The following is a 15,488-nucleotide window of genomic DNA, read 5'->3' on the forward strand; positions in this document are numbered from 1 at the left end:
CACCTACCCGGCCGGCTCCTACTGTGCGTGACGGGAGACGACGGGGTCTCCCCGCCCACGTTCGGGCCCGCAGGAGGAGTAAAGGGATGTCCGCACGACCGACCAGACGCGCCGGCTGGCGCACGATCGCCGTCACCGCCACCACCGCCCTCGCCGTCGGCTCGGCCGGCGCCGCCGCCTCGGGCGCGCAACCGCCGGGGCCGCTCGGCGCGGACCAGCTCAACGCGGTCGCCGAGGCGCAGATCGGGGCGGCGCAGCAGATCAAGGAGAGCCTGACGCCGGCCGAGCGCAAGCTCGGCAGCAGTCTCGTCGTCGCCCTGCGGCGCGACGCCGACCCGGCCCTGCGCCGGGCGCTGCCCGGATTCCGCGCCGGGCTGACCCGCTCCTCGGCCGGCGTGCTCGTCGACATCCAAGGCCGGGTGACCGACGCACTGGTGACCCGCCTTCGCTCGGTGCGGGCGACGGTCGTCCACGCCTCCCCGACGGTGGGCGAGGTGCGTGCGTACGTGCCGGCGGGCAGCATACGGACCGTGGCGGGGTGGGCGGAGGTCACCCGCGTCCTGCCGGCGGACCCGGCCATTTCCGGGACCACGCCGGCCCGGCGCCCGCCCGCCACCGCCCCGGCCGTCGCCGTCGGGTCGGCCCTGCGCGCCGCCCTCGCGTCCGGGAGCCAGGGCTCGGTCGTCAGCGAGGGCGACAAGGCACACGGCGCCGACCTCGCGCGCCGCAACCAACGGGTCAGCGGCGTCGGGGTCAAGGTCTGCGCCCTCTCCGACGGCGTCGACTCCCTCTCGACGTCGCAGGCGAGCGGCGACCTTCCGGCCGTCGACGTCCTGCCAGGGCAGGAGGGCCAGGGGGACGAGGGCACCGCAATGCTCGAGATCATCCACGACCTCGCCCCCAACGCCCAGCTTGGGTTCGCCAGCGCGTTCAACGGCGCGGGGGCATTCGCCGACAACATCCGAGCGCTCCAATCCGCCGGGTGCACGATCATCGTCGACGACGTCCTCTATCCGCGCGAATCGCCGTTCCAGGACTCCCCGATCGCCCAGGCGGTGATCGACGTGACCCGCAAGGGCGTCGTCTACTTCAGCTCCGCCGGCAACGCCGGCAACGTCCGGTCGGGGACGTCGGGCAACTACGAGGGGATGTTCGCCGACTCCGGCCGGGGCGTCGGCAAGATGAAGGGCACCGCCCACGACTTCGACCCCGGCACCCGGAAGCAGATCTTCGAGCCGGTCAGCTACGACGACTTCTCCGGCGCCCCGGCGATCCTCCACTGGGCCGACCCGCTCGGGCGGGCCACGGACGACTACGACCTGTATCTCCTCGACGCCGACGGCAATATCGTCGGGATGTCGCAGGATGTCCAGGACGGCACCCAGGACCCGATCGAGGGGCTCATGGTGGGCGGTTCCGACTTGCGGCTCGCCGTCGTGAAGTACCGCGGCGCCGCGAAATACTTCCAGCTCAGCACGATGCGTGGCCGCTACCGCGACAGCGGCTCTCTCAAGGCCTTCGTCCGGCCCGGTATGCTGCGCGGCCACACCTCCGTCCCCGCCGCGTTCTCCATCGCCGCGGCGCCGGCCGACGAGCCGTTCTTCGGCGGCCAGCCCGGCGACCCCGATTCGCCGTCCGGCCCCTATCCGGGCGTCTTCCGGGCGAGCCAGAAGCCGGAGATCTTCACCTCCGACGGTCCGCGCCGGGTCTTCTTCGCCCCCGACGGCTCCCCGGCGCCCGCCGTGCGGAAGAAGCCCGACTTCACCGCGGCCGACGGTGTATCGACGAGCCTGTCCGACTACTCGCCGTTCTATGGCACGTCCGCCGCGGCCCCGCATGCCGCCGCGATCGCCGCGCTCGTCCTGTCCGGGAACCCCGGCAAGGGCGCAGCTTTCGTCCGCAACGCCTTCAAGGCCACCGCCCTCGACCTCGCGCCCGCAGGCTGGGACGAGCGCACCGGCTCCGGCATCCTGCGCGCCGACCTCATCCTGCGCCGCACCGGAGCGACGCCTCAGCCCTATGTGACGACCGGGTCCGCGACGGTGGTCACGACGAGCGACGGGGACGCCTACCTCGAGCCCGGCGAGACGGGGACGGTGTCGGTCGCGGTGACCAACAGCGGCGACGGTCCGGCGACCTCGGTCGCTCTCGCGCTGCGGGGCGCCGATGCCGGCGTCACGGTGACGCCCGCCCGGCGCAGCCTCGGCGCCCTGGCCCCCGGCGCGACCAAGCGCGCCACGTTCACCGTGGGCCTCCCCGCGTCCTGGGTCAACGGGACAGTCGCCCATCTCGGCGCCACGGTCACCTTCGCCGGACGGCTGTCGCCGACGACGTCGGTCGTCGAGGTCCCGACGGGCAAGCGCACGCCGCCACGGACCTTCGCGTATGCCGGGCCGGCCGTCCCGATCCCCGACGGCGACCCCGCCGGCCTCACCGTGCCGATCACCGTCTCCGGCGTGGGATCCGTCGCCGAGGTGCGGTTCTCGGTCGACGGGACGGCCTGCTCGAGCGAGGAGGGGTCGACGACGGTCGGGGTCGACCACACGTGGGTCGGCGACCTGAGCGGGACGCTGACCTCGCCCTCCGGCCGGACCGTACGGCTCTGGGATGGCGGCGGCAGCAGCGGCAACAACCTCTGCCAGGTCGTCTTCACCGACACCGCCATGCGTCCGTTCTCCAGCGCGGCGTATGCCGAGGCCCCCTTCACCGGCTCCTGGGTGCCGTCGCAGCCCCTGTCCGCCTTCGCCGGCGAGCCGACTCCGAACGGGACGTGGACCTTCACCATCGCCGACGACGGGTCCGGGGACACCGGCACCCTGCGCGCCGTCTCGCTCCACATCGTCGGGATCGAGGCAAAGCCCGGCGGCCGGTGTGCACCACCGTCGCGCGGACGTCCTGGCGCCGTGACGCGCGTGCGGTGACCCGCCCACGTGCGGCCGTGCGCCCCCGGACCCGAGAGCGGGCCGGGGGCGCGCGGCGGACGACCTCGTCAGTGGTGACGGCGGACCAGGTTCGTCAAGGCGCCGCCTGCGGACGCGGCGATGGTGAGAGGATCGACAAGACCCGGTGAGCTAAGATATCTTGACGTCAAGACATCTCGGTCGAGGACGCGCGGGCGTCGAGAGGAGCCAATGGTGGCCAGCAAGAACAGTTTCGGAGCACAAGGACAGCTGCTGGTCGGCGACAACAGCTACGAGATCTTCCGGATCAACACCGTCGACGGCCACGAGTCCCTGCCCTACAGCTTGAAGGTTCTGCTGGAGAATCTGCTGCGCACCGAGGACGGCGCCAACGTCACGGCCGACCAGATCGGCGCCCTCGGCGGCTGGGATCAGGACGCCGAGCCCGACACCGAGATCCAGTTCACGCCGGCCCGGGTGATCATGCAGGACTTCACCGGTGTGCCCTGCGTCGTCGACCTGGCCACCATGCGCGAGGCGGTCGCCGACCTCGGCGGCGACCCGGCCAAGATCAACCCGCTCGCGCCGGCCGAGCTGGTCATCGACCACTCCGTCCAGATCGACGTCTTCGGCCGCGCCGACGCCTTCGAGCGCAATGTCGAGATCGAATACGAGCGCAACGGCGAGCGCTACAAGTTCCTGCGCTGGGGCCAGACCGCGTTCGACGACTTCAAGGTCGTGCCGCCGGGCACCGGCATCGTCCACCAGGTCAACATCGAGCGCCTCGCCCGCGTGACGATGACCCGCGACGGCGTCGCCTATCCGGACACCTGCGTCGGCACCGACTCCCACACGACGATGGTCAACGGGCTCGGCGTGCTGGGCTGGGGCGTCGGCGGCATCGAGGCGGAGGCGGCCATGCTCGGCCAGCCGGTCTCGATGCTCATCCCGCGCGTCGTTGGCTTCAAGCTGACCGGTGCGATGAAGCCGGGGGTCACGGCGACCGACGTCGTGCTGACGATCACCGACCTGCTGCGCAAGCACGGCGTCGTCGGCAAGTTCGTCGAGTTCTATGGCGCCGGCGTCGCCGCGCTGCCGCTGGCCAACCGCGCGACGATCGGCAATATGAGCCCCGAGTTCGGTTCGACCTGCGCGATCTTCCCGATCGACGACATCACGCTCGACTACCTGCGCCTGACCGGCCGCAGCGACGAGAACGTCGCCCTCGTCGAGGCCTATGCCAAGGAGCAGGGCATGTGGCTCGACCCGGCCGCCGAGCCGCGCTTCTCCGAGAAACTCGAACTCGACCTGGGCACCGTCGTCCCGTCGATCGCCGGCCCGAAGCGCCCGCAGGACCGGATCGTGCTCTCCGACGCCAAGATGCAGTTCGGCATCGACGTCAAGAACTACGGCGTCGACGGCGAGTTGCGGGAGCAGCCGGTCGATGGCGAGAGCGGTGCCTACGGCCTCAAGGACGGCGCCGTCGTGATCGCCTCGATCACTTCGTGCACCAACACCTCCAACCCGAGCGTGATGATGGCCGCGGGCATGCTCGCCAAGAATGCCGTCGAGAAGGGCCTCACCCGCAAGCCGTGGGTCAAGACCTCCATGGCGCCCGGGTCCAAGGTCGTCACCGGCTACTACAAGGCGGCCGGCCTGTGGCCCTACCTCGACAAGCTCGGCTACAACCTCGTCGGCTACGGCTGCGCCACCTGCATTGGCAACTCCGGCCCGCTGCCGGAGGAGGTCTCGGCCGCGATCAACGCGGGCGACCTCGCGGTGACCGCGGTGCTGTCCGGCAACCGGAACTTCGAGGGCCGGATCAACCCCGACGTCAAGATGAATTACCTCGCCTCGCCGCCGCTCGTCATCGCCTATGCCCTGGCCGGGACGATGGACTTCGACTTCGACCTCGAGCCGCTCGGGCAGGACGAGGGCGGCAACGACGTCTTCCTCAAGGACATCTGGCCGGCGCCCGAGGACGTCGAGGCGACGATCGCCTCCTCGATCTCTCGGGAGCTGTTCGAGAAGGACTACGCCGACGTCTTCGCCGGCGACCAGCGGTGGCAGTCGCTGCCGACGCCGGAGGGCAACACCTTCGCCTGGGATGCCGACTCCACCTATGTCCGCAAACCCACCTACTTCGACGGGATGGCGATGGAGCTGACCCCCGTCACCGACGTCCAGGGCGCTCGCGTCCTGGCCAAGCTCGGCGACTCGGTCACCACCGACCACATCAGCCCGGCCGGCTCGATCAAGGCCGACAGCCCGGCAGGCCGCTACCTCGCCGACCACGGCGTGGGCCCGCGCGACTTCAACTCCTACGGCTCCCGCCGCGGCAACCACGAGGTGATGATCCGCGGCACCTTCGCCAACATCCGGCTGCGCAACCAGCTGCTGACCGACGTCGAGGGCGGCTTCACCCGCGACTTCACCCAGCCCGATGCCCCGCAGACGACGATCTACGACGCGTCCGCGGCATACCAGGCAGCGGGCATCCCGCTCGTGGTCCTGGCGGGCAAGGAATACGGCTCGGGTTCCTCGCGCGACTGGGCGGCCAAGGGCACCGCACTGCTTGGGGTCAAGGCGGTCATCGCCGAGTCCTACGAGCGCATCCACCGCTCCAACCTCATCGGGATGGGCGTGCTGCCCCTGCAGTACCCGAAGGGCCAAAACGCCGAGTCGCTCGGCCTCGCGGGCACCGAGACCTTCACGATCACCGGGGTGACCGCCCTCAACGACGCCACCACGCCCAAGACGGTCAAGGTCGTCGCCACCCGCGAGGACGGCTTGGCCTGCGAGTTCGACGCCGTCGTGCGCATCGACACCCCCGGAGAGGCCGACTATTACCGCAACGGCGGCATCCTGCAATACGTCCTGCGCTCGCTGGTGAGCTAGCCGACCCAGCCCCTGCGGGCCGCCTCCAGCGTCGCAGCGCCCCTTGGCGCCGACCTGGTCCTCGATGCGCGCCACGACGCGGCGCACGGTGCGGGCCGACTGCCCGGTGGCCCTTGCGATCGAGTCGTCCTTGTGGCCCGCGGCGAGCATCCGCAGGATGTGCATCTCCATCTCGGAGAGCCCCGGCTGCGCGGTTTCGTCCTCGCCGCCGTCGCCGGCGAATGGTGTCGCCGCGACCCAATAGCGCTCGAAGAGGTCGATCAACAGGCCGACGACCGGCTCACCGGAGACGAGCAGGGCACCGCGGCTGGGGTCGGCCGGGTCGACGGCGACAATCGCGTGCCGTTGTTCGAAGATGATCAATCGCCGCGGCAGCGTCGGCGTGGTCCGGACCTCGATTCCGTTGTCGAGACTGTCCTGCAAGGCCTTGCGTGACTGCTTGCCGCGGCGGAAGGAGTCGAGGCAGATGCAGCGCATGGACACCCCTCGGTCGGCCGCACGCGAGTCGATCGGGCGGGCCTGCTCCAAGGCTGTGGGGGTGGGCTTGTTGGTCATGAAGATCCGCAGCTCGGACTCGACCGTCGCCGTGAGCCGAGAGATCGTCATCAACACCTCGTCGCGGTCGGTCAGGTGCGTGATGGCGTCGCGGGCGCCGCTGCCCGCGGCATACATCGGCTCGAGACGGGCGAGCAGGGCCCGGTTTTCGGCGAGCGAGTCGAAGGCCCGACTCAACGCAAGCTCCTGCGCCTGGAGGGCGCTGCCGAGGACCAGTGCCGGGCTCAGCGGCCGCCAGTCCTTCGGAGTGACCTGGGAGGGCTGGACGAGATCCAGCGCCGCCAGCTCGGCGAGCGACCGGGCGACGTCCTCGGTCGTGGCGTGGGGGTGCGCGACGATGGCTTTGAAGAGCCGCTCACCGCGCTTGTCCACTGCCGCCCCTCGCACCGTTTCGACTAACGTCTGCTAGCACAAGTTAGTCGGCCTCCCCCTAGGTTGCTGCCTATGGGGAGGCCGACTAACTGCTGCTAGCAGAAGTTAGGGGGAGCGGGCAGGAGTTAGGGGGAGCGGGCAGGTCAGGCTGCGGCGGTCTCGACGACCCCGAAGTTGGGCGGCAAGCGCCGCCCGCCCACGGTGCAGGCGCGCCTTGATCGTGCTGGCCGGGACGCCGAGTTCCTCGGCGATCTGACCGATCGATCGATCGCAGATGTAGTAGAGACACAGGGTTTCGCGCAGCGCCTCCGGGACGCGGGCCAGGGCGGCCCGAACAGCGATCGTGTCGGTCGAGCTGTCGCGGGGGTCGTTCACGCGCCCGGGATCGATGGTCCGCACCTGGTCGAGGGCCCGTTGCTCGGCCTGCCTGCGGCGCCAACCCGAGATCGCCAGTCGCCTGGCGACCGTGCGGATCCACGCGAGCGGCTCGTCGCAGCGAGAGACGTCTTCCCAGCGCTGCCATGCCCGGACATAAGCTTCCTGGGCGCAGTCCTGCGCGAGGGTGAGATCACCGGTGCTCGCATAGATGCAGTGGATGACCTTGGCCACCGTCCGGCGGTAGAAGGCGTCGAACTCCGCCTCCGCGACATTCCAACCGGCTTCGCTTGCCATGACCCCTGCTCCCTTCGCGTGCACCCGGACGCTCTCGACGCTAGGGAGCGCGGAGCCGCTTCGGGAGGGGGTTGCGTTGTCCTAGTTGGCCATGACCGCTTGCTGACACTGCACGGTCAGTTGGCGAACAGCTCGAGGTGGCCACACGCGTCGCAGCGCTGTCCGATGATGTCGAGGCGTGGACGGCCCATGCGGGCGGCGCCACCGAAGATCCCCTTCTCCAGCTCGCCGACGATCCACTTGGTATAGCCCTGGGCGGCCTGGTCGTCCAAGAACCCCGGTGTGAAGGCGGTCCCGCCACACACGATGCACCGGCGTGGTCCGGGAGCATCCTGGGGGATCGGTATTTGGGGGTATCCGTCCATGCCCGTCAGCCTAGAGACCCCGGGCAGGGTTAGGCGGTGGGCCGGCGCCGGCGGCGGCTCGCTCTGCGCCGCTTGCGGGATGCGGCAGGTGGTGGGTGGGGCGGCTCGATCAGCGGCTCCAGCGGCTCGGTGTGAGCCAGCCACCGGGCGAACAGATCCGCGTCGTTCGGCGCGTGGTTGAAATGCGTTCCCCTGGGCGTCACCTGAGTCATCAGCCATCTCCCTCGGTGTCGGTCGCCGGGGTCCGGGGCGGTGATCGCTTGCTTCGAGGATACGCGGTTACCCGTCCGCCCGTGCCGAGGGGAGGCGCAGATCACGCGTCGCGGTGGTGCGCGCGATCTCGGTGGCAACCTCGGTGAGCGGCCGTCGCGTTGACCGGGCGCGGCTGCGGATCTGCTCGAAGGCAGTCGCCACGTCCACACCGGCCCGTTCGGCGATGATCCCCTTGGCCTGCTCGATGACCACGCGGCTGTCCAGGGCGGTCTGCAGTTGCTCGGCGATCACCTCCTGCTCGCGCAAGTGACGGCGGCCGAGGATCGCGATCATCGCGACGCTCGTCATCACCCGGGCGACCTGCAGCTGCTCCGGGGTGAGTGTCCTGGCCTCGGCGAAGAACAGGTTCAGCGCGCCGATCGTCCTCCCCCGAAGCCGCAGCGGGAGCGCGTAGGCCGCGAGTATGCCTTCGCTCAGGGCGGCCGGAGTGAAGCGCGGCCAGCTCTCGCGGCAGGCGGTGAGGTCCGGTGCGCTCACGACTTCTCCGGTGGCGATCGCCTCCGGGCAGGGCCCGTCGGCATTTTGCACCTCGAGGAGGTCTAAGTGGCGTGCCTCCTCGCTGGAGGACGCGAGCACGCGCAGGGCGCCCGACTGGTCGACCGCGAGGAAGCCGACGGCCGCCGCCGAGCACAGGCTGCTGCACGCCGAGACCAAGCGGTCGAGGAGTTCGGCGATGTCGAAGTCCTCCACGAGCGACTCGACCATATAGGCGAGGCTGGTGCAGAACTGCTCACCCGTGTTCGCGTCCACCGCCCGCATCCTCTCCGGCCCTTTCCATCGTCGCGCGTCCGCACCGGGCTGTCACCGCAGCGCCGACGTGAGGCCGGTCCCAGTGCTGATAGATGGTCCCGGGGCTGATGGATACTGCACACGTGCCCTGGCCGATGTGGATGGGTCGATTCCACCGCACCCGAAACCGGCTCGCGCTGCACCTGGCCGGCCGCGCCGGATCGCTCGTGGATCTTGAGCACGTCGGGCGGCGCTCCGGAGTGACGCGACACACTCCCGTGCGGGCCTTTCGGCGCGACTCGACGGTCGCAATCGGAGCGAACTTCGGCGGCACGTCCGACTGGGTTCGCAACATCCTGGCCGCGGACGAGTGCTGGCTGACGATGCGCGGCACCCGGATACACCTCGTGGGGCCACGGCTGGTGGGGCTGGAGGAGGCGGCCTGGGCCTTCCCATGGTGGTTCCGCACGATCTTGCGACGCCTGGTGCGCACGGAGCAGTGCCTGGTGCTCTCCGTCGCCTAGCAAGAACTCCGCCGGGCGACAACGGCTTAGGGCAGGGACCGATAGCGTTGGGTCCATGACTCAGGTGTTGCTCATCCATTCCGCGCTCGGCCTGCGGCCGGCCGTCCTCGACCTTGCCGAGCGGCTGCGCGCGTCCGGCCACGCCGTCCTGGCCCCGGACCTCTACGAGGGCAAGACCTTCGACGGCAGCGAGGAAGGATACGCGGCAGCGATCGCCTTCTCGACGGAGAACGACGCAGCGATCGAGGAACGGGCCGATGCGGCATACGAGCAACTGAGCGGGCCGCGGGTCGTGATGGGATTCTCGCGCGGAGCCAGCACCGCGCAGCGCTGGGTTCAAGAAGGCCGTCCCGAGGCCGTCGGCGCGCTGCTGATCGCCGGCGGCGGTCACTGGGAGGGCTTCACCCCGGCCACCTGGCCGGCCGGCGTGCCGGTGGCCTTCCACCACGCCATCGATGATCCGTATGGCGATTTGCCGGAGATCGCCCAGCTCGTCGCCATCGTGACGCGCGCCGGCTCCGACGTCAGCGACTACGTCTATCCGGGCAGGGGACACCTGTTCTTCGACAAGGAGCTGACCGACGAATACGACGCCGCCAACACCGAGTTGTTGCTCACCCGGCTGCAGGGCTTCTTGACCCGCTTCCCCTGATCACCTCGGTCGAGGTTCACCCCTTGTCGGCGCCGGCATTGGCGCCGCGAGTGAAGAAGCGCTGGAAGACGACGAACACGGCGGCGGTCGGGAGGGTCATGATCAGTGCGGCGGCCATCTTGACCGGGAACTGCGTGCCCGAGCCGAGGCCCCCGCTGGTGAAGCCGGCGACCCCGCGGGTGAGCGTATAAAGGTCCTCTCGGTTGCTCGCGATAATGAAGTGCCCCAACTCATTCCAGGATCCTTGGAAGGACAGGATCGTCAATGTGACGAGCGCGGGCTTGGCCATCGGCAGCACCACCGACCACAACGTGCGAATCGGCCCGGCGCCGTCGATCCGGGCGGCCTCCTCTACCGACCGAGGGATGGACTCGAAGAACTGTTTCATGATGAACACGCCGGCGGCGTCGCACATGAGCGGGACGACCAAGGCGGCCGGTGAGTTATAGATCCCGTAGTACTTGAGCGCGAGGAACTTCGGCAGCAGCAGCACGACGCCGGGCACGGACATGACCGCCAAGAGGGCCGAGAACAGCGCGCGCCGCCCGCGAAACTCCAATCGGGCCAAGGCGTATCCCGCCAGCGAGCAGAAGACGACCCGGGCCGCGGTGACGGTCACGGCAACCCAAAGGGAGTTGACGAACCAGCGGGGAAAGCGGGTGTCGGCCAGGGTCGCGAATGCCGCCGTCGTGACCGGGTGCGGGACCAATCCCACCGGATTGTTGGCGGCATCCGACTGCGTCTTGACCGAGGTCACCAGCTGAACGACGAAGGGAATGACGTACAGCAGCGCGAGCAGGACGAGCACCGCATAGCCGGCGGCTCTGCTGAGCCGGTTTCGTCCGGTCATACCGGATCCCGGTCGCGCAGGACGCGCCGCTGCAGTAGGGTCAGGCCAAAGATCAGCACAAAGAGCAGGAACGCCATGGCAGCGCCCTGGCCCCACTTCTGCTGCCCGAAGGCGGCGTCGTAGGACAGATAGGCCGGGGTCAACGTCGTCTTGCCGGGCTTGCCCTGGCTCATGACATACATCTGGTCGAAAACCTGCCAGGTGCCGATGGTCCCCAACGTCACGACGAGCAGGATCGTCGGGCGCAGGTGGGGGATCGTGACATGCCGGAAGCGTTGGCGGGCGGTAGCGCCGTCAACCAGCGCCGCCTCGTCCAGCTCGGTCGGCAGATCCTGCAGGGCCGCGATGAAGATGAGCATGAAGGTCCCGGCCGTGGTCCAGATGACCTGCAGCATGATCGCGCTGAGCGCGACGCTCGGCCCGGCGATCCATTCCCACATCGACAGATTGACGACCGACGTGTTCGTCAACGCCGCAGGCGGATGCGCGCTGTCCCACAGGCCGAGTCCGTCGCCGGCCAAGTGAATCAAGCCGCGTGGGTCGGCGAACCAGTTGGGGCCGTGGATGCCGAGCCAGGCGAGCACCGCGTTGACGGCGCCGGAGCCGGCGAAGAGGAAGAGGAAAACGAGCGAGATGGCCACCGAGGAGACCACCGAGGGGAAGTAGAACGCCGCCCGGAAGATGCTGCGGCCCTTAAGCCACCGCTGGTTGACGAGGACGGCGAGCAGCAGGGCCAGCGCCGTCTGCAGCGGGACCACGCCGAGCACATAGAAGCAGGTGTTGCGCAACGACGTCATGAAGTCCCGCCGCGCCAGACCCGGTGTCGTGAGCAGGTCCGCGTAGTTCCGGGCGCCCACGAAGTCGGTGGCCCCACCGAACGGCGTGCCTCGCCCGGTCCAGTTGCTGACCGAGACCCACAGCGCCATCCCGATCGGGACCAGCAAGAAGAGCCCGAGGATGACGATCATTGGCGTCACGAACAGCCAGCCGGCGACGGGTTGCCGTAGGGGATCGCCGGATCTGCTGCGCGCCATGCCGTTTCCCCTCGGGCCGATCAGCCGCCCAAGGCGGCCGCGGCGTTGGCGTCGAAGGCCTTCATCGCGCCGGGCAGGTCGACGGTGGCCATCGACTCCAAGCGACTGTTCAGCTCGGCGACGACCTCCCCGAGGCCGGGAACGGTGATCGGGCCATGGCCGTACTGGCCACCGGCAACGAAGGCGGCGTCCTCGGGATGCCGGCTCGCGTATTCTGCGGCCGCGTCGGTTCGCGAGGGCATGACCCCGAAGGCGTCGGCGAACGCCAGCTGCTGCTGCGGTGTCGTCAACGCCGCGATGAGGTCCTTGGCGAGATCCTTATGGGCTGAGTCGGCGGCCAACCCCCAGCACTGGGTGAACATCAACGTCCCCTTGCCGGCCGGACCCGCGGGCATCTCGACCACCCGATAGTCGATGCCCGGGTAATCGTTCCGGAGCGCACCGGTGATCCAATTGCCCTCGATCGTCATCGCCGCCTGCTTCTTGCCGAAGGCTTCGCCGCCCCACCCGGCGCCAAGGTCATTGGACATCGCGAAGCTGCCGGCGACGACATTGTCCTGGACGTATTTCAGCGCGCCGACGACCAAGGGATCGGCGGCCGTGCCGGCGCTCCCGTCGGCGTTGACCCACCAGCCGCCGTTCTCGACGACGAAGGCACCGAGCCGGTCGATACCGACCCCGATGCCGAGTCCGACGACGCCGCCGGAGGTGAGCTTGGTGGCCACCGCGGACAGCTCATCCCACGTCCGCGGAATGTCCGCATCGGTCAGTCCGGCCGCTTTCCACATCGCCGTGTTGATGATCAGCGCAAGCGTGGAGAAGTCCTTGGGCACGCAGTACTGCTTGCCCGCGTAGGTGAAGGTCCGGCGCAGCGATTCGAAGTAGGCGTCGTTCCCAGGGAAGTCATCGGCATACGGCTCAAGCGAGCCCTGCTTGGCAAAGGTGGCGAACTTGGCGGCGTCCATGTAGATGATGTCCGCCGGGTTGCCGCCGGCAAACCCCTGGGCGAGCTCCTGGTCCATATTGGCGGCGGCGGTGACCTCGACGGTGTTGCCGGTCTTGCTGCCCCAGGCGCTGGTGGCCGCCTTGACCGCCGCGGTTTCGGCGGCACCGGAGGATGCGATCAGCAGGCGCAAGGCAACGCCGCGGGGGAGGGATCCGGAGGCGGGCGCCGAGGTGGACGAAGTGGCCTCGAAGCTCTCGCCGCTGCAGGCACCGAGGCTCGTGAAGCTCACGGCGATCACGGCCAGCGCGGCGAGCCGGCGAGGGGAGCGAGTCATCGGCATACCTCCTGGGATCGGCCGGGGTCTGCTCGTGGTCACGTCCGGCGGGTCGTGCTGGAGCGCGCGAGCAGCGCGGGGCGAAAGAGGGTTCCCTGCTCGGGGGCGGGGCCACCCTCGAGGCGGGTGTGGACCAGGCCGAGCAGGAAGTCGGCGATCTCGCTCAACGGTTGGGCGACGGTGGTCAGGCCGAGCATGTGCGCCATACCGGAGTCGTCGAAGCCGGCGATGCCGATGTCGGGTCCGGGGCGCCAACCGCGCTCTCGGACGGCCCGCTCGACCCCGATGGCGAGCAAGTCGGAGGCACAGGCGATCGCCCCGCCGCGCCCGACCTGATCGAGCAGCCCGTATGCCGCGGTGGTCGCCTGCGAGAGGTCCTGCTCGCAACTCGCGTGGGCACCGGGGGTCCGGCCGGCCGCTGCGAGCGTCTCGACCCAGCCGCGGCGGCGGTCGTCGCCGACGGCCGAGCCGTCCGGCCAGCCCAGGAAGCCGATCGACTCATAGCCGGCCGTCAGCAGGTGCGCGGTGACGCCCGCCAGGCCCGCGGCGCCGTCGACATCGGCCCAGGAGGTGATGTCGGGGCGGCCCCAGAGCCGTCCGAACGCGGCATACGGGACCCGGACGGAGTCGAGATAGTCGGGGCGCGGGTCGCCGGGGTGGGTGTCGGCAAGAATGAACGCATCGACAAGTTGGGAGCGGACCATGTCGGCATACCCGTCGACGAGCGACCCGGCGCCCAGGCTGCTGAAGGTGACGATGTGACAGGAGTGGCCGATGGCCATCTCGCCCAAGGCCACCGTGAACGGATAGATGACCTCGTTGCGGGCCTTGGCACCATGCGAGATCAACTCGAAGCCCACCGCGCCGGTGCGTTGCGAGCGCAGCGATTGGGCGGCGTTGGAGGGCCGGTAGCCGAGTTCGTCGATGACCGCGTGAACCCGCTCCAGCGTCGGAGCCCGCAGTCGCTCCGGGTGAATCAGGGCGTTGGAGACGGTCTGGCGCGAGACCCCCGCGGCGGCGGCGACCTCACGAATCGTGACCCGGTCGGCTGTCATACCGCTTCCACCCATCGACCTGACGACATTGACGTGACAGTCCATCATGCACCAGGTTGAGAGGTGTGGTCTGACCGTTCAAACGCGTCGAGGCAGGTTTGAACGGTCAGAGTGCGTCCACGGTGAAGGATGGGACGATGCCATGTCAAATTCGAGCCGACCGTGCGCGAGATCGGACGTGAGGTGGCCGTGACCTCCGGCCACGCCGCGACGCCGCGCGGCTGCGTGGCAGCCGCGACAAGCAGCGCCGGTGACCACGTCGGAGCAGGTGTGGATACGAGCGATTTCCGGCGCATCTTTGAACCGGATGTGCGGTGCCTCGTGGATTGGCCCCGCCTGGAGGAACACTGCCACGTCTCCTTGGAATTGATCACCGCACCGGAAGAACTCGGCGCGTTGAGCACGGTCTGGTATGTACGCGACGACGACCGGCTCGGTGGCTGGCAGGATCAACACGCGGTGCGCGTCACGGTGAATGACGCGGCGCGCAGGACGGACTTCCCGTCCCGAGAAAGTGCCGGCTATGTCGAGAGAATTCAGCGCGGGATCTTGGCCGGTGACCATCCGCGCGTGTGGGTAACGCCGGCATTTCGAACGCAGACGGGTGAAACGATCATCCTGGACGGGAACCACCGGGCCGTGGCCCTATTGATGTCCGGCGCGCCGATAGCGCTCTTTGTCGCGGTCGCTCAGGGCCTCGATGATGCGCGTGTCTTCCCCGACCTGCTGCACGAGCGAGCGGATCGGCTGACCGCCACCGAGTGGGGGAGCGAGGTTCGAGTGCTCCGGCGACACTTCGGGCTCGCCGATTCGGGCAGTCCAGGAGCGGGCGGTCGGCACGTGGGGGCGCACGAGACCGGTTGAGGGGGCGGGTCTGGCCCGCGGGAGCGAGGGGGGTCTGGCCCGAGGGAGCGAGAGGGCGTATCCTCGAATCTGTGTTCGAAAGTAGGCCGAGCGCCGGGCCGCCGGGCTGGCCGGGCGCGGTCCCGCCGCCGCAGGTCCCGGGATGGGAAGTGCCAGCCGTCTCCTGGCTGCTCGACCACTGCCCGGCAGACTATCGCTCCTATGCCGGCTGGCGGCGCCACCCCGTGGCCCTGGCCTGGTTGACCGCCCGCCATGTCGACGCCCAACTGGTGGCGATGCGCCAGGCCTATCGGGAGGCCCGTGTGGAGATGGCCGACTACGTCCCACCCGAGGGCATCGCCGAGCTGATGAGCGGTTTGGAGCACGAGGGGGTGCGGCTCGTGGCGGCCGCGCGTGGGGCGCGCCTGATCCATGAGGCTCTCCAGGGCAAGACCTTCGTGCCAAAGCTGTGAGACCCAAAGCTGT

16 protein-coding genes are annotated in these 15,488 nt (G+C 69.4%); 8 read left to right on the plus strand and 8 right to left on the minus strand.

The window, feature by feature from the left end; genetic code table 11:
* Positions 1-86 precede the first annotated feature (86 nt).
* The 4 genes from V9G19_RS05580 to V9G19_RS05595 all read left to right on the plus strand — a co-directional run bounded on the left by V9G19_RS05580 (position 87) and on the right by V9G19_RS05595 (position 6,752).
* Positions 87-2,921 carry a S8 family serine peptidase gene (locus V9G19_RS05580; RefSeq protein WP_462284498.1) on the plus strand — a complete coding sequence of 945 codons (2,835 nt, stop codon included), beginning with the start codon at positions 87-89 and terminating at the stop codon, positions 2,919-2,921.
* 210 nt (positions 2,922-3,131) lie between these two features.
* Positions 3,132-5,798: an aconitate hydratase AcnA gene (acnA, locus tag V9G19_RS05585; protein ID WP_462284499.1), complete on the plus strand. Its 2,667-nt coding sequence runs from the start codon at positions 3,132-3,134 to the stop codon at positions 5,796-5,798.
* 132 nt (positions 5,799-5,930) lie between these two features.
* Positions 5,931-6,233 carry a hypothetical protein gene (locus V9G19_RS05590; protein ID WP_462284500.1) on the plus strand — a complete coding sequence of 101 codons (303 nt, stop codon included), beginning with the start codon at positions 5,931-5,933 and terminating at the stop codon, positions 6,231-6,233.
* A gap of 195 nt (positions 6,234-6,428) precedes the next feature.
* Positions 6,429-6,752, plus strand: a complete 324-nt coding sequence (locus V9G19_RS05595; protein ID WP_462284501.1) for a hypothetical protein — start codon at positions 6,429-6,431, stop codon at positions 6,750-6,752.
* Positions 6,753-6,830: 78 nt separating this feature from the next.
* Here the strand turns inward: V9G19_RS05595 and V9G19_RS05600 are convergent, their stop codons facing one another.
* The 4 genes from V9G19_RS05600 to V9G19_RS05615 all read right to left on the minus strand — a co-directional run bounded on the left by V9G19_RS05600 (position 6,831) and on the right by V9G19_RS05615 (position 8,785).
* Positions 6,831-7,397: an RNA polymerase sigma factor gene (locus V9G19_RS05600; protein WP_462284502.1), complete on the minus strand. Its 567-nt coding sequence runs from the start codon at positions 7,395-7,397 to the stop codon at positions 6,831-6,833.
* A 116-nt stretch (positions 7,398-7,513) separates the two neighbouring features.
* Positions 7,514-7,762, minus strand: coding sequence for a hypothetical protein (locus V9G19_RS05605; RefSeq protein WP_462284503.1), 249 nt, complete (start codon positions 7,760-7,762; stop codon positions 7,514-7,516).
* Between the two features lie 29 nt (positions 7,763-7,791).
* Entirely contained in the window at positions 7,792-7,974 is a 183-nt protein-coding gene (locus tag V9G19_RS05610; RefSeq protein WP_462284504.1) for a hypothetical protein, read from the minus strand.
* A 67-nt stretch (positions 7,975-8,041) separates the two neighbouring features.
* Positions 8,042-8,785 (minus strand): GAF and ANTAR domain-containing protein, encoded by a 744-nt coding sequence (locus tag V9G19_RS05615; RefSeq protein ID WP_462284505.1) that lies wholly within the window; start codon positions 8,783-8,785, stop codon positions 8,042-8,044.
* 107 nt (positions 8,786-8,892) lie between these two features.
* Between V9G19_RS05615 and V9G19_RS05620 the strand changes: the two genes are divergently transcribed.
* Positions 8,893-9,288, plus strand: coding sequence for a nitroreductase family deazaflavin-dependent oxidoreductase (locus V9G19_RS05620; RefSeq protein ID WP_462284506.1), 396 nt, complete (start codon positions 8,893-8,895; stop codon positions 9,286-9,288).
* Between the two features lie 55 nt (positions 9,289-9,343).
* Positions 9,344-9,940, plus strand: a complete 597-nt coding sequence (locus V9G19_RS05625) for a dienelactone hydrolase family protein (protein WP_462284507.1) — start codon at positions 9,344-9,346, stop codon at positions 9,938-9,940.
* Between the two features lie 16 nt (positions 9,941-9,956).
* Here V9G19_RS05625 and V9G19_RS05630 read toward each other — a convergent pair whose 3' ends face one another.
* Genes V9G19_RS05630 through V9G19_RS05645 form a run of 4 tightly spaced genes read right to left on the minus strand, consistent with a single transcriptional unit; the run spans position 9,957 to position 14,159 of the window.
* Positions 9,957-10,790 (minus strand): carbohydrate ABC transporter permease, encoded by an 834-nt coding sequence (locus V9G19_RS05630; RefSeq protein WP_462284508.1) that lies wholly within the window; start codon positions 10,788-10,790, stop codon positions 9,957-9,959.
* Complete coding sequence (locus V9G19_RS05635) at positions 10,787-11,824, minus strand: carbohydrate ABC transporter permease (protein WP_462284509.1); 1,038 nt, start codon at positions 11,822-11,824, stop codon at positions 10,787-10,789. The genes V9G19_RS05630 and V9G19_RS05635 overlap by 4 nt, the downstream gene beginning before the upstream one ends.
* A gap of 20 nt (positions 11,825-11,844) precedes the next feature.
* On the minus strand, positions 11,845-13,104 hold the full coding sequence (locus tag V9G19_RS05640) for an extracellular solute-binding protein (protein WP_462284510.1): 1,260 nt from the start codon (positions 13,102-13,104) through the stop codon (positions 11,845-11,847).
* Positions 13,105-13,142: 38 nt separating this feature from the next.
* Positions 13,143-14,159, minus strand: a complete 1,017-nt coding sequence (locus tag V9G19_RS05645) for a LacI family DNA-binding transcriptional regulator (protein ID WP_462284511.1) — start codon at positions 14,157-14,159, stop codon at positions 13,143-13,145.
* Between the two features lie 270 nt (positions 14,160-14,429).
* On the opposite strand from V9G19_RS05645, the gene V9G19_RS05650 reads away from it, so the two are divergent.
* Positions 14,430-15,023, plus strand: a complete 594-nt coding sequence (locus tag V9G19_RS05650) for a hypothetical protein (RefSeq protein ID WP_462284512.1) — start codon at positions 14,430-14,432, stop codon at positions 15,021-15,023.
* Between the two features lie 71 nt (positions 15,024-15,094).
* Positions 15,095-15,475 carry a hypothetical protein gene (locus V9G19_RS05655; protein WP_462284513.1) on the plus strand — a complete coding sequence of 127 codons (381 nt, stop codon included), beginning with the start codon at positions 15,095-15,097 and terminating at the stop codon, positions 15,473-15,475.
* Positions 15,476-15,488: the final 13 nt, after the last annotated feature.

It is taken from the genome of Nostocoides sp. (assembly GCF_037045025.1).
Lineage (GTDB): Bacteria > Actinomycetota > Actinomycetes > Actinomycetales > Dermatophilaceae > Nostocoides_A.

Bases quoted from the DNA above. Each gene is read 5' to 3' on its own strand.
- V9G19_RS05620 (WP_462284506.1), top strand. From the start codon at position 8,893: ATGGATACTGCACACGTGCCCTGGCCGATGTGGATGGGTCGATTCCAC.
- V9G19_RS05610 (WP_462284504.1), bottom strand. From the start codon at position 7,974: ATGACTCAGGTGACGCCCAGGGGAACGCATTTCAACCACGCGCCGAAC.
- acnA (WP_462284499.1), top strand. From the start codon at position 3,132: ATGGTGGCCAGCAAGAACAGTTTCGGAGCACAAGGACAGCTGCTGGTC.
- V9G19_RS05605 (WP_462284503.1), bottom strand. From the start codon at position 7,762: ATGGACGGATACCCCCAAATACCGATCCCCCAGGATGCTCCCGGACCA.
- V9G19_RS05580 (WP_462284498.1), top strand. From the start codon at position 87: ATGTCCGCACGACCGACCAGACGCGCCGGCTGGCGCACGATCGCCGTC.
- V9G19_RS05635 (WP_462284509.1), bottom strand. From the start codon at position 11,824: ATGGCGCGCAGCAGATCCGGCGATCCCCTACGGCAACCCGTCGCCGGC.
- V9G19_RS05600 (WP_462284502.1), bottom strand. From the start codon at position 7,397: ATGGCAAGCGAAGCCGGTTGGAATGTCGCGGAGGCGGAGTTCGACGCC.
- V9G19_RS05640 (WP_462284510.1), bottom strand. From the start codon at position 13,104: ATGACTCGCTCCCCTCGCCGGCTCGCCGCGCTGGCCGTGATCGCCGTG.
- V9G19_RS05630 (WP_462284508.1), bottom strand. From the start codon at position 10,790: ATGACCGGACGAAACCGGCTCAGCAGAGCCGCCGGCTATGCGGTGCTC.
- V9G19_RS05625 (WP_462284507.1), top strand. From the start codon at position 9,344: ATGACTCAGGTGTTGCTCATCCATTCCGCGCTCGGCCTGCGGCCGGCC.
- V9G19_RS05645 (WP_462284511.1), bottom strand. From the start codon at position 14,159: ATGACAGCCGACCGGGTCACGATTCGTGAGGTCGCCGCCGCCGCGGGG.